This window comes from Haloglomus salinum (assembly GCF_024298825.1).
In the GTDB taxonomy this organism is placed as follows: Archaea; Halobacteriota; Halobacteria; order Halobacteriales; family Haloarculaceae; genus Haloglomus; species Haloglomus salinum.
Map to the genome: position 1 here is coordinate 1,681,003 of NZ_CP101153.1, position 21,148 is coordinate 1,702,150.

The following is a 21,148-nucleotide window of genomic DNA, read 5'->3' on the forward strand; positions in this document are numbered from 1 at the left end:
AACGACCGGGATATGTCGATAATCGACACCGACCAATAGTTGGATACCACCGGAGGGCGAGGCACTCGACAGCAACCATGTCGGAGCACACCTACGTCGGGGCCGTCGACCAGGGGACGACGGGGACCCGCTTCATGGTCTTCGACGACGCGGGGCAGGTCGTCGCCGACGCCTACGAGAAGCACGAACAGTTCTACCCGGAGCCCGGCTGGGTCGAGCACGACCCCGTCGAGATCTGGGAGAACACGAAGGCCGTCGTCACGCGCGCACTCCGCGAGGCCGGCATCGGCGCAGGGCAGTTGGCAGGTATCGGCATCACGAACCAGCGCGAGACGACGGTGCTGTGGGACGCCGCCACCGGCGAACCCGTCCACCGCGCCCTGGTCTGGCAGGACCGCCGGACGACCGACCGCGTCGAGGCGCTGCGGGCGGCCGGGAAGGACGGGTGGCTCCGCGAGAAGACCGGGCTGGAGTGTGACGCCTACTTCTCGGCGACGAAGGCCGAGTGGCTGCTCGACAACGCCGACCCCATCGAGACGGACCGCGCCGGCGGGGCCGACGTCCGCGAGCGGGCCGCGGCCGGCGAGTTGCTGCTCGGGACCATCGACTCCTGGCTCGTCTTCAACCTCACCGGCGCGCACGTCACCGACGTGACGAACGCCTCGCGGACGATGCTGTTCGACATCCACGACCTGGCCTGGGACGACGAGCTGCTGGCGGAGTTCGACGTGCCGCGCGCGGCGCTCCCAGAGGTCCGCCCCTCCAGCGACACCTCGTACTACGGGTACACGGACCCGGACGGTTTCCTCGGCGCCGAGGTGCCGGTGGCGGGTGCGCTGGGCGACCAGCAGGCCGCGCTGTTCGGGCAGTGCTGCTTCGACGCCGGCGACGCGAAGAACACCTACGGCACGGGCTCGTTCTTCCTGCTGAACACGGGGCCCGAGGCCGTCGACTCCGACCACGGCCTCCTGACGACGGTCGGCTTCCAGCGCTCGGGCGAACCCGTCCAGTACGCACTCGAGGGTTCCATCTTCGTCACCGGCGCGGCCATCGAGTGGCTGTCCGACATCGACCTCATCGAGGACCCGGCCGAGACCGCGGAGCTCGCGCGGTCGGTCGACTCGACGGACGGTGTCTACCTCGTCCCGGCGTTCACCGGGCTCGGCGCCCCCCACTGGGACGGCCGCGCCCGCGGGACCGTCGTCGGGATGACCCGCGGGACGCGGAAGGCCCACATCGTCCGGGCGACGCTGGAGGCCATCGCCTACCAGACCCGGGACATCGTCGAGGCGATGGAGGCCGACGCCGGCATCGACATCCGCCGCCTCCGCGTCGACGGCGGCGCGGTCAAGAACAACTTCCTCTGCCAGCTCCAGGCCGACAGCATCGGCACCGACATCGTCCGCCCGGAGGTCGACGAGACGACCGCCCTCGGTGCAGCGTACGCCGCTGGACTCGCCGTCGGCTACTGGAACGGTATCGATGACCTCCGCGAGAACTGGCAGGTCGACCGCGAGTTCACCCCCTCTCTGGACCGCGCGACGGCCGACCGCAGGTACGAGCGCTGGGGCGAGGCGGTCGAGCGGTCGCTCGACTGGGCCCGGGACGAGGGGCGTGACCGGTCGGCGTGACCGCCCTCCTCAGTATCGCCCCAGGACGGGATGCTCGTTCCGGCCCCGGACCAGTCCGACGACGAGGTAGACGAACGGCGTGTCCACCAGCGCGATGAGGAGCTTCACGAGGTACTGGCCGAGCATGAGCGCTGCGACGCCGGCGAGCGAGAGCCCGAGTTTCGGGTTGACACCCGCACCGGGGAGGACGTAGAACGCGAGGCCGACGAAGATGACCGTGTCCAGCGCCTGGCTCGTCGCGGTCGAGCCGATGTTGCGGAGCCACAGCGCCTCGCCGTCGGTGTACTCGCGCAGCGCGTGGAAGACGAGCACGTCCCAGTTCTGACTCACCAGGTACGCCAGGAGGCTCCCGACGACGATGTTCAGGCTCGCCCCCAGGACCGTCGCGAACATCCCCTGCGGGACGCCACCACCGTGGGGCGCCCCGACCGTCAGCGCGACCAGCGCGAGGAGGATGAAGTTCATCCCGAACGCGACGTTGACCATCACCTGGGCCGGGCGCTTGCCGTACAATTCGGCGTAGCAGTCCGAGGCGAAGAACGTCAGCGGGTAGGCGATGGCCCCACCCGGGAGAAGGACGCTCGCGCCCACGACCGGAAGGCCGACGGGCAGCGGGACGCTCATCAGCTTCGCCGCGGTCACCTGCGAGGTCACCAGCGCCGTCACGAACAGCGCGACCAGCGCCACCGCACCGGCAGGGAGCGTTCGGTTCGTCACGCCTACAGGTGGTGAGGAGACCAGCAAGGAGCTTTCGACCCGTCGGCGGGTCGGGGTGGGACGCGACGAGCGAGCGGCCCCAAGAGGAGACGGGGCGGCGCTCTCGATACGCTCCGATCGGGGTCTGTGTGAAATCGATTTCAGATGAAACTTATCCCGGAGCCCCCCCGTCACACGGATGGGAACTTCCCCCGGTTCCCGCTTCGGCCCTCCACCACCGCACACTCTCCACTCTCCCCACCGACACACTCCCCACTCCCCACCCTCTCCTCTCCCTCCACCACCGACACGCACGGTCCCCCAAGGTCATTACGCCGCCGCCGTAGCTACCCCATATGGGGGGTAATCCGGTCGGCGCCGACGGTCCGAGTCTCGCCGCCGCCGACGAGGTGCTGAAGACCATCGCCAACGAGCACCGGCTGTTCATCCTCATGACGCTCGGTGACGCCTGTACGACGGGAGGATACGCCACGCTCCGGTTCACGGATATCTGGGAGGGGACCGAACTCGAGGACAGCGGGCGGCTGAACTACCACCTCCAGCAGCTCGTCGACACGGACTACGTCGCCAGCGTCGAGGACGGCTATCACCTGACCCTCCGGGGACTCAAGGCCTACCAGGCGGTGAAGGCGGGGTTCTACGCGAAGGACCTCGAGATACCGCCCTTCGAACTGGAGCCGACCCACGATGTCTGCGGGGAACACCTCCACGCATCGTACCGCGACCAGCGCGTGAGCATCGAGTGTCGCTCGTGTGACGACCAGCTGCACCAGTACCCGCTGCCGCCGGGACCGTTCGACGAGACCGACGCCCCCGAGGTCGCGGCGGCGATGAACACCCGCTTCACGATGGACCTCTGCTCGATGTCGCAGGGGTTCTGCCCGTACTGTTCGGGCCGGGTGGAACTGGATGTGGACCACGAACACCTCGACCGGCTCGATACCGAGGGGTGGAACGCCCCGGGGCTGCTGTTCTGGTGCACTCACTGTCACTGGTTCATCCTGAGCACGATAGAGCGGCCGCTGCTGTTCCAGCCCCCGGTGATGGCCTTCTTCGCCGAGCGGGGCGTGAACGTCTGGGAGACCCCCGGCTGGAGCGATGTCTTCGCGGCCGAGGACACCGTCCGCTCGACCGACCCGCTCGAGGTCGAACTGACGTTCACCTGCGCGGACGACGCCATCGATGTCGTCGTCGACGGGTCACTGGACGTACTCCACACCGAGATGCGCCGCGGCTGAGCCACCTCCGCTGCGGGCGGCAGTGCGAGTGATTCGCCTCGTCGTGGGACGGCAGCGGCCGCCGGCCGGAGGTGGCCAGGGAGCGGTCGTGGATACGGGAGCGAGGGCCGAACCGGCCCTCGAGGAGCGTGTGTGTCGCTCTCAGTCCGAGGTGGCCGTCTCGGGGCCGTCCTCGGGCGTGAACTGTGCGTCGCCGAACGAGCGCTGCCCGACGCCGAGCACACCCCCGTCCCCGCAGGTGGGGCACTCGCGGCTGGGCTCGGTCGTGAGCGCGGTCATCTCGTGGGCCGTGTCCTCGTACCGGATGAAATCCGGCGGCGTCTTCACCCCGGTCACCACGTCCGTGGCGACCGAGACCGTCTTCGAGGCACAGAGCCCGTTGAGGTGGATGACCGCCGGCTCGGGCGATACCTGCTCGGTGTCGATGTAGCCGCGTTCGAGTTCGGCCTCGCGCTCGTCGGGCGAGAGCCGCTCGATGCGTGCGGCCTCCTGGTCGTGACGTCCCAGGCAGTCGAAGCACGCGGTGCTCCCGGGCGCCACCAGGTGGACGTACCCGGTCATCCCGACTACCTGCTCATCCGTCGTGTCGATGCGGACCCCGGCGTCGACGTAGTAGGTCAGGTGCTTGACGGCCCACTCGTTGCAGAACGAGCGGGCGGTCACGCGGTCGACGCAGCCGACGACGAGGTCGCAGTCGGCCAGCCGCTCCGGAACCGCCTCGACCGGCTCGGCGATGGCCGTCACGTCGATGTCGCCCGGCGAGGACCGCCAGGCGTGCTCTCGGACGGCCTCGACCTTCGGCTTCCCGACGTGGTGGTCGTAGGCGCCGACCAGCCGCGGCAGGTTGCTCGGCTCGACCGTGTCAGGATCGACGAGGACGAGTTCGCCGACGCCGAGTCGCGCGAACTGCTCGGCGACCTGCGAGCCGATGCCCCCGACGCCGACGACACCGACCGTGGCGTCGCGGAGCCGGCGCTGGCCGTCGGTCCCGAGCGCGCGGACGTTCCGGTCGAAGCGCTCGCCGATACCGTCGTCGCCCCCCGGCGTGTCGGTGTCGGCAGTGGGTGCATCCCCGTTGCTCGCGGTCGCGGCACCATCCGCGGTCGCCCCGTCGCGCTCGCCGCCGTCCGTCGGGGCGAACCGGTCGACCGCCCCCGGGACCGGGTCGTCGAGCTTCCACTCGCCGACGACCTCGACCGGGAGCGCCGCGAACCGCTCGCCCGCGTTCGCCACCGCCTCGATGCCGGACTGCCCGACGACCGCGAAGCCGAACGGGCGGTCCGGGAAGAGGCCGGTCAGCCACTCGCGGAACCGCCCCATCGCCTCCACGTCGATGCTGCTGAAGCGCGGGTCGTCCGAGAACGGGTGGCTGTGGACCAGCATGGGCGCGAGCTGCCGGTCGTAGCAGTCCCCGACGTGGTCGCGCTCGACGGCCGGCTCGGGCCGGCACGCGGTCTTCGACTGCCGGGCCAGCCGCTCGTCCGGCACCGGGACCACCTCGCCGGCGAGCAGGTCCGGGGCGTCCGCCGACCCCCCGGCGTCGGCTGGGGCGTCGGGCTCCCCATGCCCCGATGCCGGGCCGGTCCCGGCATCGACGAACGCGAACCGCTCCTGTTCGTCGTCCCGGAGGAGCGCCTCGCGCAGCTCGCGGACGACCCGTGCCGGGACGCGCAGACGGCGGTCGCTCACGCCGACCCCTCCGCGAACGGGTTGTCGCTGTACGGGTCCGCCAGCGACGCCCGCATCATCGTCGTGAGCTTCACCAGCGTATCCGACGCCGGGTCCCAGTTCGCGTTGTGGTCCTCGATACACCACTTGCTCCAGTCGGAGTCGCCGTACGGCGAGATGCCCGTGAGCAGGTGGGTCGGCGACCCTCCCTCGTAGGACATCTCCTTCGGGACGTACACGGTGGGCATGTCCCGGGGGTACGTGTCGGGGAGCTCGTACCGGAGCTTTCCGAACTGCGGGTCCCAGCCCGGCGGGAAGTCGAACCGCTCGAGCACCACCCGCCGGTCGGCCTCGCTGTACTCGACCGGGTACCGCTCGCCGAGCTTCCGGGCCTCCTCGTAGGCGCGGCCGCGCTTCATCAGACGCCCCCGACCGGCCGTCCGACCCGATTCCCGTCGGGTCGGCCATCCCATCCCCCGACCTCCCGACCCCCACGGTCGTGACCGCCTTGGTCCCTACCGGGTCGTCCGAAGACCTGTCCCTCCCCGGGCTGGAAGCTGACGTTCGTTCCCTCCGGGACGGCGTCGGCCACGACATCGCGGTCGCCGAGCACCTTCACCTCGCCGTTCTCCTCGTAGGTCGCCAGTTCGTCGTCGTCCCGGTCCAGCCGCTCCTTGAGGTCCTGAACCGTCGTGCCGTCCTCGACCGGCACCTCACGGCCCTCGACCTGGATGAGTTCGCCCATGGTTGACACCACACCGGGCGCACGGATGCCGCCATTATAGTAGTTACTGCTAGTCGAGTTGATATAGTTACTAGAGTTGTTAGAGTCGATTACGCCGATTGGCCAGCCGCGACAATCGAGTCGATACAGCCAGTGCACCGGATACACCCACTACGTTCAAGAGTCAGGGGCGGGAAGTCCGGGGTAACCGATGGTCGACGACATCGTCTCGGAGATCAAGGGGGAGTTCGAGAGCGGGGGGAGCTGGCCGTACGAGGTGGACGGCCACCGCTTCCGGACGAACCCGTTCGCCGAGAAGTGGCCCGACCCGAGCCTGTTCGCCGGCTACGAGGACGAACTCCGGCGGCTCCGAGAGAACATCCAGCGCAACGTCAACACGTTCATCACGGGCCCGTTCGGCACGGGCAAGACCATCCTGACGAAGACGATGTACGAGGTGCTGACGGAGGTCGAGGAGTACGAGCCCGTCTTCGTCGCGGTCCAGAAGGGCCGGTTCAGCAAGACGATGGCCAAGCGCATCCTCGACGAGCTGGGCGAGCCGGTCGACTCCACGGCCACCAGCACGGAGCTGTACGACGACGTGGCCGATGCGCTGGAACGGCGCTACGAGGACGGCATCCGGACGGTCGTCTTCTACGACGAGGTCATCAACGGGAGCGAGGGCACCCTGCGGCAGATCCTCCACCTCCAGCGCGACGTGGAGAACTGGGAGCCGGTGCTCGTCTTCAACGGCACCGCCCACATGCTCGACCAGATCCACGGCCGTATCGAGCCGCTGTCGGACCGCATCGGCGACGAGATCACGCTCTCGGGCCTCGACATCGACGGCGTGGTCGAACTCGTCAACAAGCGCCTGCGCTACTACTGCCGCGAGAGCGAGTGGGGCGACGGCGACGGCTGCAGCCACGACGAGGGCGACCTCGCGCCGTTCACCCGCGAGGCCATCGAACTCGTCCACCAGGACATCACGCCGTACCCGCGCCACATCCGCCGCGAGTGCAACGAGGTCATCGAGGCCGGTGCCCGGGCCGAACGGGAGGTCCTCGACTTCGAGTTCGTCCGGGCGACACTCGCCGAGGAGACCTCGCGGAAACTGGAGCAGCTCTCGGGCCACGCCGCCGACGTGGTCGCGGTCCTCGACGAGCAGGGCCCCAGCACGGCCAACGGCATCACCGAGGCGCTCGAGGCCAGCTCCTACCACATCCAGGAGGCACTGACCGAACTGGAGAAGGAGGGCCTCATCCGCGCCACCGAGGGGGACCGCGGCATCGAGTACAAACTGACCGAACAGACCAGCCGTGAACTGTCGAACCTGACACAGAGCTAACATGTCCGTCCCCTCCGAGACAGAACTCCGCCGGTTCTTCGACGACGAGACGGTCGCCCGCGAGGCCCACCGGGCTGCCGTCGCCACCTCGTGGCTGAGCCTCCGGTTGCTCGATTACCTCTACCGGGAGGGCGCCGCCTCGACCGGGGAGCTGGCCCGACACTGCAACCTCGACATGCGCGAGGTCCGCGACCGGCTGGAGGAACTCGCCACGGCCGGCATCGTGGCCGACCGCGACGGCGAGTGGGAGCCGACGGCCGACGAACTCACCGTCACCGTCGGCCGCGACGAGGGCGTGACCGTCGCGCTCGCCGTCGGCGAGCCCGAACCGGAGGAGCCCGAATCGGCGGAGTCCGAGGAAGCGGTGGACGAGGACGGCGACGGCGAGACGGGCCTGCTCGCCGGGACGGTCCGGCGACTGGGTCGGCTGCTGTCGCCGTAGGAGGAGTCGGGCGTCACGGTTCGGCCTGCGTCCGTCTAGACCTCTGTGGACGGTTCGGACAGATGACGGACCAGCGCCTCGGTTACCTCGGGAGCTTCGTGGTGTACCCAGTGTGAAGCGTCAGGGAACATCCGCAGGCGGCCGTTCTCACAGTAGTCGATACTCCGTTCGGCCATCGAAGGGAGGAGTGCGATGTCCGCTTCGCCCCAGCAGAGCAGCGTCGGCTGGGGAACGGTGGTTCGTGATGGACGCTCCGACCGACGGAACCCACGATACCAGTTTATGCGGGGTTCGACGCCCGTGTGCTGCCAGGCAGCCCTGTAGCGGGCAATCGTCTCGTCGTCGAACGTGCCGGGGTTCGACGTTATCTCGAGGGAGTCGACCATGTTCTTCATCCCGTTCCGGTGCAGTAGCCATTCGGGGAGCCTCGGCAGTTGATAGAACCAGACGTACCAGCTCCGGATGATCTGCTGGAGACTCGACCGCAATGTCTCCCGATACACCGTCGGATGTGGGACGTTGAAGATTCCGAGCCGGTCGACCATCGACGGGTGGCGGAGGGCGAGGGTCCAGGCGACGAAGCCGCCGAAGTCGTGCCCGACGACGTGGGCCGATTCCCGCCCCTCGCTCCGAATCAATTCGGAGATGTCTGCGACGAGTCGTGAGAGCCGATACGCATCGATGCCGTCGGGGGCGTCGCTCAGATTACAGCCGCGCTGGTCCGGGACGACCACACGGAAGCCGGCGTCGACGAGCGGTCCGATCTGGTCGCGCCACCCGTACCAGAAATCGGGATGTCCATGCAGCAGGACGACCAGCGGTGCGTCGGCATCGCCTGCGGCCGCGACATGCAACCGGATGTCGTTGATGTCACGATAGGTGGATGCTACATCGTGACCGGCTAGTAACGACGAATCGGTGTCGGTGAGGGGTTCTGTGACTGACATCGGTATTCGATTGAACGGACTGCCGGATTCGATATCTGTACGACGTACATGGGTTCGTGACCTGCTGTAGGCGAGAAGACGCTGCGTAGCCGAATACGAGCACTGCCACACCAGTGTGGTCGCTTATCCCATCCGGCCGGTCCACGAGCGAGGGACGTCCCAGCCCGGTTCAATGGACGATCTCGCCGAACACGCGCTCTTCGACCTTCCGAAGGTGCTCTCCGACCGTTCCGGGCGTAATCCCGACGACGTCGCTGATGTCCTCGAGCGATGCTTGCCGAGGTTCACTGTAGTACCCCAGGTCGACTGCTGTCTCGAGTATCTCTTCCTGCCGGGAGGTGATCATCCTGCTGAACGATAATCCGTCGGCCTCGTAATCGCCCGTTTCGAGGATATCCACCGACATATGTTCCATTCCTTCGACATATTCGTATATACTCCGGAATATCTCGTCGGTTCCCAGATACGTTACCTTGAGATGATCCTCGGAGGTGAAGCGTATCGGTGTATCGATCACCAGCAGTGACTCCCGCTGCAGTTCTAGCGCGCGACGGACCGTTTCCGTCGGCTCGAACTGGCTCACCGCCATCCAGCGGTCCGCTCCGGCGGTGAGGTAACTGATCACGTGTGGGGACTCCTCCATGATCTCCCGGTACCGTTCCTGGCTACCGCTTGCCTCGGCGAACAGCAGCACGGTGTCGTCGGCGAGAAGTTCGACGTAGTGAATGGCTCTCCGCTGGATGGACGGGTCATCCGTCAACGCCCCACCGAGCGGATGGAATGCACCGTCGCCGTCTGGTCTGACCAGCACCGTCAGATACCGCATACATCCACTTGGAGTACGTGTCGTTAAACTCCCACGGACGGTGTCTCAGCGCCCAGCTACCAGGCGAGACCCCCGGGAGACGCGGCGAGGTGAGCCACTCGTGGTGGGATACCTCGCTGTGGGGACTCCGGGATGGGCTATATATATTCCACCACTGGTGAGGCAGAGCGGCTACCCGACTATGTCGAGACCTGGCTTCTGTGGACGATGCAACAGCAGCAACGCCCGACTACTGACCGACTCGCGGACGAGGCGGTCACAGCCCTCCCCGACGACGCCATCGTCAGCGATGAATCACACGAGAACGCCCCTGCAGTCGTAATCCGTGGCGACCGGGTCCGCAGCGTCCTCTCGGCGCTTCGCTCGGAGGCAGGACTCGACCACTGCTCGTGTGTGACCGCGCAGGAGTACGAGGACCGCTTCGAGACGGTGTATCACCTCACCAGCTACGACGACCGGACGCGCGAGCTGTCGGTCGTCGTCCCGACCCGGAAGGACGGCCCGGTCAGCGAGTCGGCCGCACCGGTCTACCGGACGGCCGAGTGGCACGAGCGGGAGGCCTACGACCTCGTCGGCATCGAGTACGAGGGACATCCGGACCTGCGGCGCATCCTGCTCCCGGAGACGTGGCAGGGGCATCCGCTCCGGACGGACTACGACCAGAGTCAGTCGCAGGTCGTGACGCTGCGCGAGCACGCCAATCCCATCCAGGACGACAGTCGGGAGGGTGACACGATGTTCCTCAACATCGGACCACACCATCCCTCGACCCACGGCGTGCTCCATCTGGAGGTGGTTCTGGACGGCGAACAGGTGGCCGATGTCGAACCGGATATCGGCTACATCCATCGGTGTGAGGAGCAGATGTGCCAGCAGGGCACCTACCGCCACCAGATCATGCCGTACCCCGACCGCTGGGACTGGGGCGGCGCAGGTCTGCTCAACGAGTGGGCCTACGCCCGCGTCATCGAGGACCTGGCCGGTATCGAGGTCCCCGAGTACGCACAGGTCATCCGGACGATGAGCGCCGAGCTGTCGCGCATCCTCTCGCACCTGCTGTTCGTCGCGATGTACGCGCTGGACGTCAGCGGGGAGTTCACCGCGAGCTTCATGTACGGCTTCCGGGACCGGGATGTCGTCCAGAACCTCCTCGAGGACCTGACCGGCCAGCGGCTCATGTTCAACTACTTCCGGGTCGGCGGCGTCGCCTGGGACATCCCCCAGCCCCGGGCGGAGTTCTTCGAGGACGTACGCGCCTTCACCGACGACCTGCCGCGCAAGCTCGGCGAGTACCACGACCTGCTGACGAGCAACGAGGCCTTCCAGATCCGCACCGTCGACACCGGCGAGCTGCCGCCGGAGGTCGCGAAACAGTACGGTGTCACCGGCCCGGTCGCTCGCGGCTCCGGCATCGATTACGACCTCCGGCGGGACGACCCGTACGGCTACTACGACCGCCTCGAGTGGGACGTCGTCACCGAGGACGGCTGTGACAACTTCGCCCGCGTTCTCGTGCGGCTCCGGGAGATCGAGGAGTCTGCCGCCATCGTCGACCAGTGCATCGACCGCCTCGCGGACTGGCCGGAAGCGGAGCGCACCTGCCAGGCCAACGTTCCGCGGACGCTGAAGCCCGCCGGCGAGTGCTACAGGGCCGTCGAAGGTGCCAAGGGCGAACTCGGAATCTACATCCGCGCCGACGGTACCGAGACCCCGGCACGGTTCAAGATCCGCGGGCCGTCGTTCTCGAACCTGTCGGCGCTGCCGGCGATGGCCGAGGGCGAGTTCGTCCCCGACCTCGTTGCGACCCTCGGGAGTCTCGACACGATCATGGGGGAGGTGGATCGCTGACGATGACCACCTCGACGCTGTGGACCGATGACTCCGACCAGCAGGTGACCTGCATCGCCTGTGGCGACACGGTCGACCGCGAGGATGCCCGCGAGTACGACAAACACGGCGATCGCTGGAGCCGCGAGGGCAAGGCGTTCGAGTACCTCTGCAAGCCCTGCCACCGCGAGTGCTGTCATCAGAACCGCGACGGACTCGAGGAGACGCTCGTGGCAGCCGGCGCCGGGCGGACCGACCGCAAGACGTTCCTCGAACGGTACTGCGAGTTCGCGACCGAGGATACGGAACCGGGCACGACGGAATCGTAGCAGGAGAGCCGAACGAGACAACCCACCAGAATGACATCGACAGACCACGCGGAACGGACACGAGCCCATCGAGAGGAGCAACGACCCGACAGCGACCCGGCATCTGACCGCTCGATGTCGGTGTCGGAGATCAGAACGTCGTACGCCGAGTTCGCGGACGGGATACGTCGGCTCGAATGGCTCGACCGGCTCATCACCGGTCGCTACCGGCGCCACCGGTTCGGCGACGTGGACGGCGAGGTGCTGGATGTCGCCTGTGGCGCCGGGACGAACTTCCGGTATCTGCCCGAGACGGTCGAGCTCGTCGGCATCGACATCAGTCCGGAGATGCTGGCGGCGGCCGAGGCACAGCTCGCCGACCTCGGGAGAGAGGGGACCCTCCGGGAGATGGACGCACAGGACCTCTCGTTCCCGGCCGACAGTTTCGACGCGGTCGTCTCCGCACTCTCGACGTGCACGTTCCCGGACCCGGTCGCCGCACTGCAGGAGATGGAGCGGGTCTGCAAGCCGGACGGGACGATCCGGCTCGTCGAACACGGCCGGAGTGACCTGGGGCCGCTCGCCCGGTTCCAGGAGTGGCGCGCCGACGCCCACTACGCGAAGATGGGCTGTCGCTGGACCCAGGACCCGCGCGAGGTCGTCGAAGCGGCAGGCCTCTCGGTCGACGATACGGCGACCGGGCTGTTCGGGACCATCACCACCTTCGAGATATCCCCGGCCCCGAGTGGCGACCGATGATAGCGTTGCGCTCCGGGGCAGTGAGATGGCTCGCCAGTGGCCTTCTGCTGGTGGCGGGAGCCGTACCGGATGCGGTGGGCCTGCGCTACCGCCCGAGCACGTGGTCGCCACGGGAAGCCTGACGCGATGCCGAGAATCTCGCCCCTGGCGGATGCAGACGCTGTCCGGTTGCGCGTGGTTCCCGTCCGTAAACCGTTTCGCAGGTCCCCCATGTACGTCGAACCATGACCGACCTCCTGATTCACGATGCGATCGTCGTCACGGTGAATCACGGGAACCAGATCCTGGAGCGCGGCTCTATCCGGGTGACGGACGGAACCATCTCGTCGGTCGAACCGACCGAGCCTGCGGATCGAGCCGCGGCCGCGGAGCACGTGATCGATGCCAGTGGCAAGGTCGTGATCCCCGGGCTCATCGACGCCCACCGCCACACCGATTTCGCGCTCGTCCAGGGCCTGTTCAGTGAACTCGACGGTGATGAACTGCTCAAAGAGGCCTTCGCGTTGTACCACACCGCCGAACCGACGCTGGGAGACTCGTTCTTCGACGCCGCGTGGCGGCTCGCCTGCCTGCGCCAACTCACACACGGGGTCACGACGGTCAACGCGATGGATTTCACGCCGGAACTCGGAGCGGAAGCGATCGGCGAGAGCGGATTACGCGGCGTGATCGGACCGGAGCTCGCGGACTTTCTCGACCCGGCGTCCGCGGACGAACAGCTCACAGCTGCCCGGCGGTTCATCGAAACTCATCACGATACCTACGACGGGCGTGTCACCGCGAGTATCGCGCCGGGTGGCGAAGCCGGCTGTTCGCGCGAACTCTGGGAGGGAGTGGCCGAACTCCGGGCCGACTATCCCGACCTGCGGCTCCACACCCATCTGTACGACGCTGCCGAGGGCGACACGATGGCTGCGGGGAGCGGTGCTGACGACCCGCTCGACCTACTCGACCGGTACGGCCTCCTCGATGAGCGAACACTGCTGACCCATCTGCTGCATGCCGACCGTGGCGACGCGCGGCGGGTCGCCGAGTCCGGCGCACACGTGCTTCACTGCCCGACCGTGTACAGTTACTTCCGGGCTGGAGCGCGAGCCTGGTTCCCGCTCCCGGCGCTCCGGGAGTTCGGCGCGAACGTCGTCATCGGCCTGGACGACCCGTTCTGGTTCGATTCCTGGGACCTCATCCAGGAAGCCAAGCACGCTCGACTGTTGTCGAACTTCGAATACGGGGCCCAGCAATGGTCCTCGTACGAACTGCTCAGGATGCTCACCATCGATGCCGCACGCGCACTCGGGCTCGACGACCAGGTCGGGAGTCTCGAACCCGGGAAGCGCGCCGATCTCGTCGTCGTCGATATCGATACCCCGCGCCACCGGCCGTACAGCAATCTCCCCTCCGTGCTGATGAATACCGTCACCGCGGGAGATATCGAGACGGTCGTCGTCGACGGCGAGGTTCTCATGCAGGAGCGGTCGGTCGAATCGATGGATGTCGAGCGCGTTCACGCAGCCGCAACCCGAGAACGCGACCGGCTCCAGGCGCGTACCGGCTGGGAAACGTCCCTCGCGGGCAGTACGCCGCCGGACAGGTCCATACTCCGGCGTGTGTCCGCACGACCCCTGCTGAGAGCGGTGAAGCAGTACGGACGGGGGGTCGTCAATCGACATCTGTGGTGAGTCGGACAGCGGACGGATGGGTCTCCCTGGACAAGGGACTGCAGCACCAGAGACAGTGGTCCCTCCCTTTTCTCGGCTCCCGCCCCGTCGCCGGTATGGAGATCAACGGCCCATCGGGACCGTTCGGCATCGCACTCGCCCTCCTCGTCGGCCTGGGGGCGATGGGGTACGGCGTCTACGACTACACCCAGCAGACGTCGGCGCTGGAGTCCGCGACGACGGTGAACGCCACCATCGTCTCCACCGGCGTCGAGACGAACCAGCAACGGCGCGGGACGAGTTACAGCCCGCAGGCGACGTTCGACTACAGCTACGAGGGGACGAACTACACCGCCTCGAACGTGTATCCGGGGGAGATTCCGCGGACGTTCAACAGCGAGGGGGCCGCCAGGGCGCAGTTGGAGGGGTACGAACAGGGCGCCACCGTGACGGCCTACGTCCCCCGTGACGACCCCGGTGACGCGTTCCTCCGACACGAGAGCAGCAACACGCCGTTCCTCGTCATCGGGTTCGGTCTCCTGTTCGTCCTCGGGACGGTGTACTCGGCGTTCCGGGAGTAGGGTGGCATCGAGCCGAGTACCCGGAGACTGATGCAGGTGCCACCCCATCGTGTCCGCACGCCCCCCGGTGCGTGGCGGTTCGCGCTCGTCGTCCCCTCGCCTCGCTGCCCGTCGGCGTCGTTGGCCCGATTGCCGAACTCGGCGGCGATCCTCGCTGCCTGGGTGGTGAAGGCCGTTGCCTCGTGAGCCGCTGCCCCGACTGTAATCCGGGAAGCCGGCGGGGGAGATTGGGGGTCTGTCGGCGCTGTCCAGCGGTCCCGTGGTCAGTCATCCAGTCGGCGCTGCCACTCCTGCACCCGCGAGAGCAACTCCACGGGAGACGTATCCTCGACATCGACGCCCTGTAGCTCCTCCAGCACGGATTCGGTCGTCGGGTCGAGCGCCTCGGGGTCGCTTCCGCCATCCGCGGTCGCACCGTCGGTGAACTCCCCGCCGTCGAGGTCGAAGACGGCCTGGACGGTCTCGTCGGGGCTCGTCTCAGACCCCGACCCCTTCGCCTCGATGGCCTTCTCCTCGCGGAGCCGGTCCAGCACGTCGCGCGAGCGCTCGACCACGGGCGCCGGCACGCCCGCGAGGTCCGCGACGTGGACGCCGTAGGAGCGGTCGGTCGCGCCGTCGCGCACCGTCCGGAGGAACGTCACGTCACCGCCGGACGAGTCCGGCGAGCCTCCGCTCGCTTCGCTCGCGGAGACGCCGTCGCGCTCCGCGGCCACGTGGACGTTCTCGACGCGGGGAAGGTGCTCGGCCAGACTCGTGAGTTCGTGGTAGTGGGTCGCGAACAGCGTCTTGGCGCGGACCTCGTTGTGGAGGTACTCCGTCGCGGCCCACGCGATGGAGATGCCGTCGTACGTCGCCGTCCCGCGCCCGACCTCGTCCAGGATGACGAGCGAGTCCTCGGTCGCGTTGTGCAGGATGTTGCTCAACTCCTGCATCTCGACCATGAACGTCGAGCGACCCTGCGCGAGTTCGTCGAGCGCCCCCACTCTCGTGTAGACCCCATCCACGAGCCCCACGCGCGCCTCGCGGGCGGGCACGAACGAACCGACCTGCGCGAGCAGCGTCACCAGCGCGGCCTGGCGCATGTACGTCGATTTGCCGCTCATGTTCGGCCCCGTCACGAGCAGGAAGCGCCGGTCGCGGTCCAGCCGGAGGTCGTTGGGGACGAACTCGACGGACTGCTCGACGACGGGATGGCGGGCCGCTTGCAGGTCGAGCACGTCCTCGTCGGTCAACTCGGGCTGCGTCCAGTCGTTGCGCACGGCGTGCTCGGCGAGCGCACAGAGCGTGTCCAGTTCCGCGAACGCCCGACCCACCGCCTGCAGGAGGTCGGCCTCGCCACCGACCCACTCGCGCAACTCGCGGAAGACCTCGGCCTCGAGGTCGCCGCGCTGCTCCTCCAGGCGCATTATCTCGCGCTCGCGCTCCTCCAGTTCCTCGGTGACGAACCGTTCCGAGTTCTTCAGCGTCTTGATGGCCTCGTAGTGCTCCGGCACGTCGTCGCTCTCCGATTTCCCGACCTGGATGTAGTAGCCGTCCGTCTTGTTGCGGCCGACGGAGAGGTGGGTGAGCCCGTACTCGCGCTTCTCGCGGTCGGCGAGCGTGTCGAGCCACTCGGCGGCCTCGTCGTGGCGCTCGACGAGTTCGGCCAGTTCCTCGTCGTACGAGGGGCGAATCAGACCGCCCGCGGTCAGCGATTTGGGCGGGTCGTCGGCGAGCGCGGCCTCCAGTTCCTCCCGGACCTCGGCGGCCGATTCGCCGTCGAGGTCGGCGAACAGGTCGGCGACGGGCGAGTCGGCCAGGCGGGGCGAGGATTCGACCGCGTCGACCAGCGTCGGCAACTCGGCGAGCGTCTCGCGCACCCGCAACAGCGCGTCCGGGCCCGCACTGCCCGAGGCGGTCCGCGAGGCCAGCCGTTCGAGGTCGTAGGTTCCGTCGAGCCGCTCGCGCAGGCGGTCGCGGGCCATCGCGTCGGCGGCGAGCGCCGCCACCGCACCCTGCCTTCGTTCCAGCTCGGCACGGTCCCGGCGGGGCCGACCGAGCCACTCCTTCAGCAGCCGCCGGCCCGCGCTGGTCTCCGTGTGGTCGAGCGTGTCGAACAGCGACCGGCCGTTGCCGGTCATCGGCTCGGTGAGTTCGAGGTTGCGCTGGGTCGTCGCGTCCAGGGAGACGTGGTCGTCGGGCGTGTACGCCTGGATGCGCGAGACGGAGGCGAGCGCGCCGGCGCCCGTCTCCGCGACGTACGCGAGCGCGGCGCCCGCGGCCTGTATCGCGGGCTCCGAGTCCAGGCCGACGCTGTCGGCCGCGCCGTCGCCGAACTGCTCGCGGAGGGTGTGCTTCGCGCGGCCGGGGGCGAACGCCTCGGCGTCGTGGAGCGTGAGGCGTGTCTCGCCGCCGTCGGCGCCGAGCGACTCGCGCAGGCGTTCGAGCAGTGCGTCGTCGTTGCGCGCGTCGGGGCCCGGGAGCACCTCGGTCGGCGCGAACCGGTAGCACTCGGTCAGGGCGCGTGATTCCGCTTCGGGTCCGGAGACGGCGGTCGCGTGGAACCGGCCCGTCGTCACGTCGAGGAAGGCCAGCCCGACGGTCGGCTCGGACCCGCTCTCGCCCCGGACGAGCGTCGCGAGGTACTGGGCGTCGTCGCCGGAGGGGTCCAGCAGCGTCCCGGGCGTGACGACCCGGTCGACCCGGCGCTCGTGACCGTCGTCGACGGGATGCTGGTCGGCCACCGCCACCCGATACCCCCGCTCGACCAGCGCCTTCAGGTACGGCGCGAGGTCGTCGACGGGGACGCCGGCCATCGAGTAGTTCTCGCCGCCCGACGAGCGCTGGCTCACCTTCAGGTCGAGCTCTCGGCCGACGAGTTCGGCGTCCTCGCCGAAAAATTCGTAGAAATCCCCCATCTGCATCGCCAGCACGTCCGCCTCGGCCTCCCGCCGGAGTGCGACGTACTCGCCGACGATACCCGACGCCTCCGTCGGTTCGCCGGTGCCGAACCAGTCCTCGTCGGGCGAGTCGGTCATGGCAAGAGAGTGGTGCGGGCGAGGGCAAAAACGGTCGGATTCCGGGGTGGAACTGAACTCCGTGGGGTCCCCCGGCAACGGCGCCGCCACCTCGCCGTGCGCTGCCGCGCAGACCGGAGAGGAGGAACCGACGACCGGATTGTATTGCTGGATTTGTGCAAAACTCTTAAATCTAACAGGCGAGTACGGTGTGTCGATGAGCGAATCAGACAGCGACCTGTCGGAGGCACGAGCACGGAAGGCCGAGGAACTGCGATCGCGGGCTGAATCGGGAGTCGACAGTACCCCCGGCCGCGACGAGCCGGTCCACGTCGGCGGCCCCGACGAGTTCCAGTCCCTCCTCGACGAGGGCAGTGTCGTCCTCGTCGACTTCTACGCAGACTGGTGTGGTCCGTGCAAGATGCTCGAACCTATCGTCGCGGACCTGGCCGCCGAGACGGACGCGACCGTCGCGAAGGTCGACGTGGACCAGCAGCGCCAGCTCGCCACCCAGTACCAGGTGCAGGGCGTCCCGACGATGTACCTGTTCGCCGACGGCGAGCCGGTCGAGCGCATGGTCGGCGTCAAGCAGAAGAGCGAACTGGCCTCGCTGGTCGAGCAGTACACCTGAGCGAGCCGGTCGACGGGCCGGACTCCCCACGACAGCCGGCACCGGATTCTTCATCTCGGTCGCCGAAGTGCGAGCATGCCCGCCGCATCGGCGACCCCCTCGCCAGCGCCCGACCAGCGCTCCGTCTGGTGGTACGCTGGTGGCGCCGTGGCTCTCACCGTCTTCGGCGTCCTGATGTCGACCATCCTCTCGCTCCCGGCCGTCCTCCTCGGGGCGGTGACCCCGGGAACGTTCGTCCTCTCGGTCGTGCTGGGGGAGGCGGGCTTCGTGGCCGCGGCCGCCTTCTTCGTCCTCATCACGGACCGCGGGATGGCGTACTTCGACCGTGGGCTGCCGAGCGCGTGGGGGATGGTAGCTGCCGTCACCCTCGGCGCGTTCGCGTTCCGGACCGTCGTGGTGGCCGGCGCGGTGGCGCTCGGCCTCGACCCCTCGCCCCCGTCGCTGGTCGACACGCCCATCCCGGTCGAGACGCTGCTGGCGGTGATGATTCCGGCGTCGCTCCTCGTCGTCGGTCCTGCCGAGGAGTTGCTGTTCCGCGGGACCATCCAGAAGTACCTCCGCGAGCGGTTCTCGGCGACCGGCGCCATCCTCGGTGCCGGCGTCCTGTTCGCGCTGGTCCACGTTCCGACGCTCGTGGTGGCCTCGGGACCGAGCGCGGCGCTCTCGCTCGGCGTCATCCTCCTCGTCGGCCTCTCCTTTGGCTGGCTCTACGAGCGGACCGGCTCGGTGGTCGCGGCGATGGCCGCCCACGGCGGCTACAACGCCCTCATCTTCGGAAGCGGCCTGCTGTTGACGCGGCTGGTGTGAGCGGGCGTCGCCTCCGACTCACTTCCAGATGGCCGTCACCGCCACGTCGTCGGCCGTGACGGTCTCGAACTCGTAGCCGCGGTCGTCCAGCTTCGGATAGAGGTGCTGTGGTGCGCGGTCGTTGAACTGTACGAGGACCGTCTCGTCCGGGAGCTCGACGAGCCGCTCCAGCGTCTCCTTCAGGGGCGTCGGCGGGCCCGCCTCGACGTGGTCGAGCCGCTCGCGGGGGCGGTCGGTCGGCGCGTGCTCGAACTCCGGTAGTCGCCTGGCGCGTGACATATCCGGGACCAGGCGGCCCCATCCCCTCGCGGTTGCCCCGAACGTGTTCGGGTCCGGTCGACGGCCGCGCTCCCCGCTGCTACTCGACCACGTACGACTGGTACTCCCCACGCGTCCGCACGTCCACGAAGCGGTGCCGGCGGCCCTCGCCGGCGGTGCCCATCCCCGACGGGTCCGGACCGTCCGAATCGTACACCTCGTTGGCGCCCCGGAGGCCGCTGGCCGCGAGCCGCTCGCGGATGCCGTCGGGCAACGCCGCGTCCGGTTCGACCGTCACCACCAGCACCCGGTCGGTGAAGCTCTTCGCCAGCCACGCGTCCGCGACCGCCGGGTCCTCGGCCACGTCGGCGGCCAGGTCGCGCAGGTCGGCGCCGCGGTCGGTCCTCGGGGTCATCACGCGAACGGCCGACGGCAACCGATGAAGGCTCCTTCCCGAACATCTTCGGGCGCAAGCGCGACCGAAACGAAGAATATCACTAGAATGGTGGGGATTGTAGTTATATATCTGCCATTTGGGACTTATCTATACGATTCCGATCAAGTATCAATCTCCGCTGGCGAAATCGGCACTCTCGTGTTCGGGACCGGGCAGCGGTCCGTCGTACTCCTCGGGCACGTAGGCACAGAGCGGGTCGCTGGCGAGCGGGTCGCCGGTGTGGGCGTACGCCCGGGACCGGCTCCCCCCACAGACGCCGCGGAACTCGCAGGCCCCGCACTTCCCGGAGAGCGCATCGCGGTCGCGCAGGCGCCGGAACAGCTCCGAATCGCGGTAGATGTCGACGACGGACCCCTCGCGGACGTTGCCGGCGGCCTCCGGGAGGAAGCCGGACGGGTAGACCTCACCGACGTGGCTGACGAAGGCGAACCCGTCCCCGGCGACGATGCCGAGCCGTCGGTCCATCCCGCTGCCGGGGATGTCGGGGACCTCGCCGCCGTTCGGCCGGGCGGAGTCACGCAACCGCTCCAGACCGATGCGCCGGTAGGAGGGCGCCTCCGTCGTCTTCACGGCGAACGGCGCCTCGTCGTTCACGTCGTGGAGCCAGTCCATGACGCGCTCGGCACGCTCGGGCGAGATGGAATCCAGGGTCGCCCCCCGGCCGACCGGGACGAGGAAGAACACCGACCAGAGCACCGCACCTAGCTCGCGCACGCGGTCGCGGATGGCCGGCAACTGCTCGACGGTGTCGGCAAAGACCGTCGTGTTGACCTGCAGCGGGAGCCCGAGTTCGCGGGCGTGCTCGGCTGCACGGACGGTCGTCTCGAAGCTCCCCACCTCACCGCGGAAGGCGTCGTGGCTCGTGGCGTCGCCGCCGTCGAGGCTGAGCGCGAGCCGCTGGAGCCCTCGCCCGTGGAGCGCAGCCAGGGTCTCGCGGTCGAGCCCGTCGGTGCCCGATGGCGTGAGCGTCATCCGGCAGCCGGCGTCCGTGCCGTACCGGACGAGTTCGGGCAGGTCCGGCCGCTTCATCGGGTCGCCGCCCGACAGGACGACGAGCTGGTCGTCGCCGAAGCGAGCCGCGTCGTCGAGTAGCGCCTTCCCCTCGCCGGTCGACAGCTCCCGGGGGTCGCGGGCGGGCTGGGCGTCCGCGCGGCAGTGGTCACACGAGAGGTCACACGCCTGTGTCACCTCCCAGACGAGGACGAACGGCCGCCGGTCGGTGTCGAGTTCGGACGGTCGCATGGGCGCCGGTACGGTCCGAATCCTACCAACGGTGTGGCCCAGTCCCACACGATGGGAACGGGCATCGTTTAGGGCAGCGGGGC

General features: G+C 68.4%; 21 protein-coding genes. 11 read left to right on the forward strand and 10 right to left on the reverse strand.

Annotated elements, in window-relative coordinates:
• The first annotated feature begins 77 nt into the window (after positions 1-77).
• The gene (glpK, locus tag NL115_RS08135; protein WP_254832680.1) at positions 78-1,631 is read left to right on the forward strand and encodes a glycerol kinase GlpK; all 1,554 of its coding nucleotides are present in this window, start codon (positions 78-80) and stop codon (positions 1,629-1,631) included.
• 9 nt (positions 1,632-1,640) lie between these two features.
• Here the strand turns inward: glpK and NL115_RS08140 are convergent, their stop codons facing one another.
• Complete coding sequence (locus tag NL115_RS08140; RefSeq protein WP_254832681.1) at positions 1,641-2,348, reverse strand: queuosine precursor transporter; 708 nt, start codon at positions 2,346-2,348, stop codon at positions 1,641-1,643.
• Positions 2,349-2,683: 335 nt separating this feature from the next.
• Here NL115_RS08140 and NL115_RS08145 point away from each other — a divergent pair, with 335 nt between their 5' ends.
• Positions 2,684-3,586 (forward strand): DUF7351 domain-containing protein, encoded by a 903-nt coding sequence (locus NL115_RS08145; RefSeq protein WP_254832682.1) that lies wholly within the window; start codon positions 2,684-2,686, stop codon positions 3,584-3,586.
• Positions 3,587-3,727: 141 nt separating this feature from the next.
• Here NL115_RS08145 and NL115_RS08150 read toward each other — a convergent pair whose 3' ends face one another.
• From NL115_RS08150 to NL115_RS08160, 3 genes are read right to left on the reverse strand one after another with little or no spacing between them, the layout of a single operon-like run.
• Positions 3,728-5,275, reverse strand: coding sequence for a HesA/MoeB/ThiF family protein (locus NL115_RS08150; RefSeq protein ID WP_254832683.1), 1,548 nt, complete (start codon positions 5,273-5,275; stop codon positions 3,728-3,730).
• A complete protein-coding gene (locus tag NL115_RS08155; protein WP_254832684.1) occupies positions 5,272-5,673 on the reverse strand; it encodes a hypothetical protein in 402 nt (133 codons plus the stop codon). Before NL115_RS08155 ends, NL115_RS08150 begins: the two co-directional genes overlap by 4 nt.
• Positions 5,673-5,999 carry a hypothetical protein gene (locus NL115_RS08160; RefSeq protein ID WP_254832685.1) on the reverse strand — a complete coding sequence of 109 codons (327 nt, stop codon included), beginning with the start codon at positions 5,997-5,999 and terminating at the stop codon, positions 5,673-5,675. Before NL115_RS08160 ends, NL115_RS08155 begins: the two co-directional genes overlap by 1 nt.
• Positions 6,000-6,189: 190 nt before the next feature.
• Between NL115_RS08160 and NL115_RS08165 the strand changes: the two genes are divergently transcribed.
• Together NL115_RS08165 and NL115_RS08170 are read left to right on the forward strand one after the other, a co-directional pair.
• Entirely contained in the window at positions 6,190-7,326 is a 1,137-nt protein-coding gene (locus NL115_RS08165) for an AAA family ATPase (protein WP_254832686.1), read from the forward strand.
• Position 7,327: 1 nt separating this feature from the next.
• The gene (locus NL115_RS08170; RefSeq protein ID WP_254832687.1) at positions 7,328-7,768 is read left to right on the forward strand and encodes a helix-turn-helix domain-containing protein; all 441 of its coding nucleotides are present in this window, start codon (positions 7,328-7,330) and stop codon (positions 7,766-7,768) included.
• A 35-nt stretch (positions 7,769-7,803) separates the two neighbouring features.
• Here the strand turns inward: NL115_RS08170 and NL115_RS08175 are convergent, their stop codons facing one another.
• Together NL115_RS08175 and NL115_RS08180 are read right to left on the reverse strand one after the other, a co-directional pair.
• On the reverse strand, positions 7,804-8,715 hold the full coding sequence (locus NL115_RS08175; RefSeq protein ID WP_254832688.1) for an alpha/beta fold hydrolase: 912 nt from the start codon (positions 8,713-8,715) through the stop codon (positions 7,804-7,806).
• 169 nt (positions 8,716-8,884) lie between these two features.
• On the reverse strand, positions 8,885-9,541 hold the full coding sequence (locus tag NL115_RS08180; RefSeq protein ID WP_254832689.1) for a helix-turn-helix domain-containing protein: 657 nt from the start codon (positions 9,539-9,541) through the stop codon (positions 8,885-8,887).
• Between the two features lie 207 nt (positions 9,542-9,748).
• On the opposite strand from NL115_RS08180, the gene NL115_RS08185 reads away from it, so the two are divergent.
• The 5 genes from NL115_RS08185 to NL115_RS08205 all read left to right on the forward strand — a co-directional run bounded on the left by NL115_RS08185 (position 9,749) and on the right by NL115_RS08205 (position 14,674).
• The gene (locus tag NL115_RS08185) at positions 9,749-11,389 is read left to right on the forward strand and encodes an NADH-quinone oxidoreductase subunit D (RefSeq protein ID WP_254832690.1); all 1,641 of its coding nucleotides are present in this window, start codon (positions 9,749-9,751) and stop codon (positions 11,387-11,389) included.
• A 2-nt stretch (positions 11,390-11,391) separates the two neighbouring features.
• A complete protein-coding gene (locus NL115_RS08190) occupies positions 11,392-11,697 on the forward strand; it encodes a DUF7562 family protein (protein ID WP_254832691.1) in 306 nt (101 codons plus the stop codon).
• A gap of 30 nt (positions 11,698-11,727) precedes the next feature.
• Positions 11,728-12,435, forward strand: a complete 708-nt coding sequence (locus tag NL115_RS08195) for a class I SAM-dependent methyltransferase (RefSeq protein ID WP_254832692.1) — start codon at positions 11,728-11,730, stop codon at positions 12,433-12,435.
• Positions 12,436-12,659: 224 nt separating this feature from the next.
• On the forward strand, positions 12,660-14,114 hold the full coding sequence (locus NL115_RS08200) for an amidohydrolase family protein (protein ID WP_254832693.1): 1,455 nt from the start codon (positions 12,660-12,662) through the stop codon (positions 14,112-14,114).
• Positions 14,115-14,209: 95 nt separating this feature from the next.
• Positions 14,210-14,674: a DUF3592 domain-containing protein gene (locus NL115_RS08205; RefSeq protein WP_254832694.1), complete on the forward strand. Its 465-nt coding sequence runs from the start codon at positions 14,210-14,212 to the stop codon at positions 14,672-14,674.
• A gap of 263 nt (positions 14,675-14,937) precedes the next feature.
• On the opposite strand, the gene mutS is transcribed toward NL115_RS08205, so the two are convergent.
• A complete protein-coding gene (mutS, locus tag NL115_RS08210; RefSeq protein ID WP_254832695.1) occupies positions 14,938-17,691 on the reverse strand; it encodes a DNA mismatch repair protein MutS in 2,754 nt (917 codons plus the stop codon).
• A 196-nt stretch (positions 17,692-17,887) separates the two neighbouring features.
• On the opposite strand from mutS, the gene trxA reads away from it, so the two are divergent.
• Positions 17,888-18,301: a thioredoxin gene (gene trxA / locus NL115_RS08215; RefSeq protein WP_254832696.1), complete on the forward strand. Its 414-nt coding sequence runs from the start codon at positions 17,888-17,890 to the stop codon at positions 18,299-18,301.
• A gap of 75 nt (positions 18,302-18,376) precedes the next feature.
• Positions 18,377-19,108: a CPBP family intramembrane glutamic endopeptidase gene (locus NL115_RS08220; RefSeq protein WP_254832697.1), complete on the forward strand. Its 732-nt coding sequence runs from the start codon at positions 18,377-18,379 to the stop codon at positions 19,106-19,108.
• Between the two features lie 18 nt (positions 19,109-19,126).
• On the opposite strand, the gene NL115_RS08225 is transcribed toward NL115_RS08220, so the two are convergent.
• The 3 genes from NL115_RS08225 to NL115_RS08235 all read right to left on the reverse strand — a co-directional run bounded on the left by NL115_RS08225 (position 19,127) and on the right by NL115_RS08235 (position 21,065).
• Positions 19,127-19,387 carry a DUF2249 domain-containing protein gene (locus tag NL115_RS08225; RefSeq protein WP_254832698.1) on the reverse strand — a complete coding sequence of 87 codons (261 nt, stop codon included), beginning with the start codon at positions 19,385-19,387 and terminating at the stop codon, positions 19,127-19,129.
• Between the two features lie 79 nt (positions 19,388-19,466).
• Positions 19,467-19,781: a hypothetical protein gene (locus tag NL115_RS08230; RefSeq protein WP_254832699.1), complete on the reverse strand. Its 315-nt coding sequence runs from the start codon at positions 19,779-19,781 to the stop codon at positions 19,467-19,469.
• 150 nt (positions 19,782-19,931) lie between these two features.
• On the reverse strand, positions 19,932-21,065 hold the full coding sequence (locus tag NL115_RS08235) for a TIGR04053 family radical SAM/SPASM domain-containing protein (RefSeq protein WP_254832700.1): 1,134 nt from the start codon (positions 21,063-21,065) through the stop codon (positions 19,932-19,934).
• Positions 21,066-21,148: the final 83 nt, after the last annotated feature.

Coding starts and splice junctions, on each gene's coding strand:
- glpK (WP_254832680.1), top strand. CDS start 78: ATGTCGGAGCACACCTACGTCGGGGCCGTCGACCAGGGGACGACGGGG.
- NL115_RS08145 (WP_254832682.1), top strand. CDS start 2,684: ATGGGGGGTAATCCGGTCGGCGCCGACGGTCCGAGTCTCGCCGCCGCC.
- NL115_RS08155 (WP_254832684.1), bottom strand. CDS start 5,673: ATGAAGCGCGGCCGCGCCTACGAGGAGGCCCGGAAGCTCGGCGAGCGG.
- NL115_RS08160 (WP_254832685.1), bottom strand. CDS start 5,999: ATGGGCGAACTCATCCAGGTCGAGGGCCGTGAGGTGCCGGTCGAGGAC.
- NL115_RS08165 (WP_254832686.1), top strand. CDS start 6,190: ATGGTCGACGACATCGTCTCGGAGATCAAGGGGGAGTTCGAGAGCGGG.
- NL115_RS08170 (WP_254832687.1), top strand. CDS start 7,328: ATGTCCGTCCCCTCCGAGACAGAACTCCGCCGGTTCTTCGACGACGAG.
- NL115_RS08175 (WP_254832688.1), bottom strand. CDS start 8,715: ATGTCAGTCACAGAACCCCTCACCGACACCGATTCGTCGTTACTAGCC.
- NL115_RS08180 (WP_254832689.1), bottom strand. CDS start 9,541: ATGCGGTATCTGACGGTGCTGGTCAGACCAGACGGCGACGGTGCATTC.
- NL115_RS08185 (WP_254832690.1), top strand. CDS start 9,749: ATGCAACAGCAGCAACGCCCGACTACTGACCGACTCGCGGACGAGGCG.
- NL115_RS08190 (WP_254832691.1), top strand. CDS start 11,392: ATGACCACCTCGACGCTGTGGACCGATGACTCCGACCAGCAGGTGACC.
- NL115_RS08195 (WP_254832692.1), top strand. CDS start 11,728: ATGACATCGACAGACCACGCGGAACGGACACGAGCCCATCGAGAGGAG.
- NL115_RS08200 (WP_254832693.1), top strand. CDS start 12,660: ATGACCGACCTCCTGATTCACGATGCGATCGTCGTCACGGTGAATCAC.
- NL115_RS08205 (WP_254832694.1), top strand. CDS start 14,210: ATGGAGATCAACGGCCCATCGGGACCGTTCGGCATCGCACTCGCCCTC.
- mutS (WP_254832695.1), bottom strand. CDS start 17,691: ATGACCGACTCGCCCGACGAGGACTGGTTCGGCACCGGCGAACCGACG.
- trxA (WP_254832696.1), top strand. CDS start 17,888: ATGAGCGAATCAGACAGCGACCTGTCGGAGGCACGAGCACGGAAGGCC.
- NL115_RS08220 (WP_254832697.1), top strand. CDS start 18,377: ATGCCCGCCGCATCGGCGACCCCCTCGCCAGCGCCCGACCAGCGCTCC.
- NL115_RS08225 (WP_254832698.1), bottom strand. CDS start 19,387: ATGTCACGCGCCAGGCGACTACCGGAGTTCGAGCACGCGCCGACCGAC.
- NL115_RS08230 (WP_254832699.1), bottom strand. CDS start 19,781: ATGACCCCGAGGACCGACCGCGGCGCCGACCTGCGCGACCTGGCCGCC.
- NL115_RS08235 (WP_254832700.1), bottom strand. CDS start 21,065: ATGCGACCGTCCGAACTCGACACCGACCGGCGGCCGTTCGTCCTCGTC.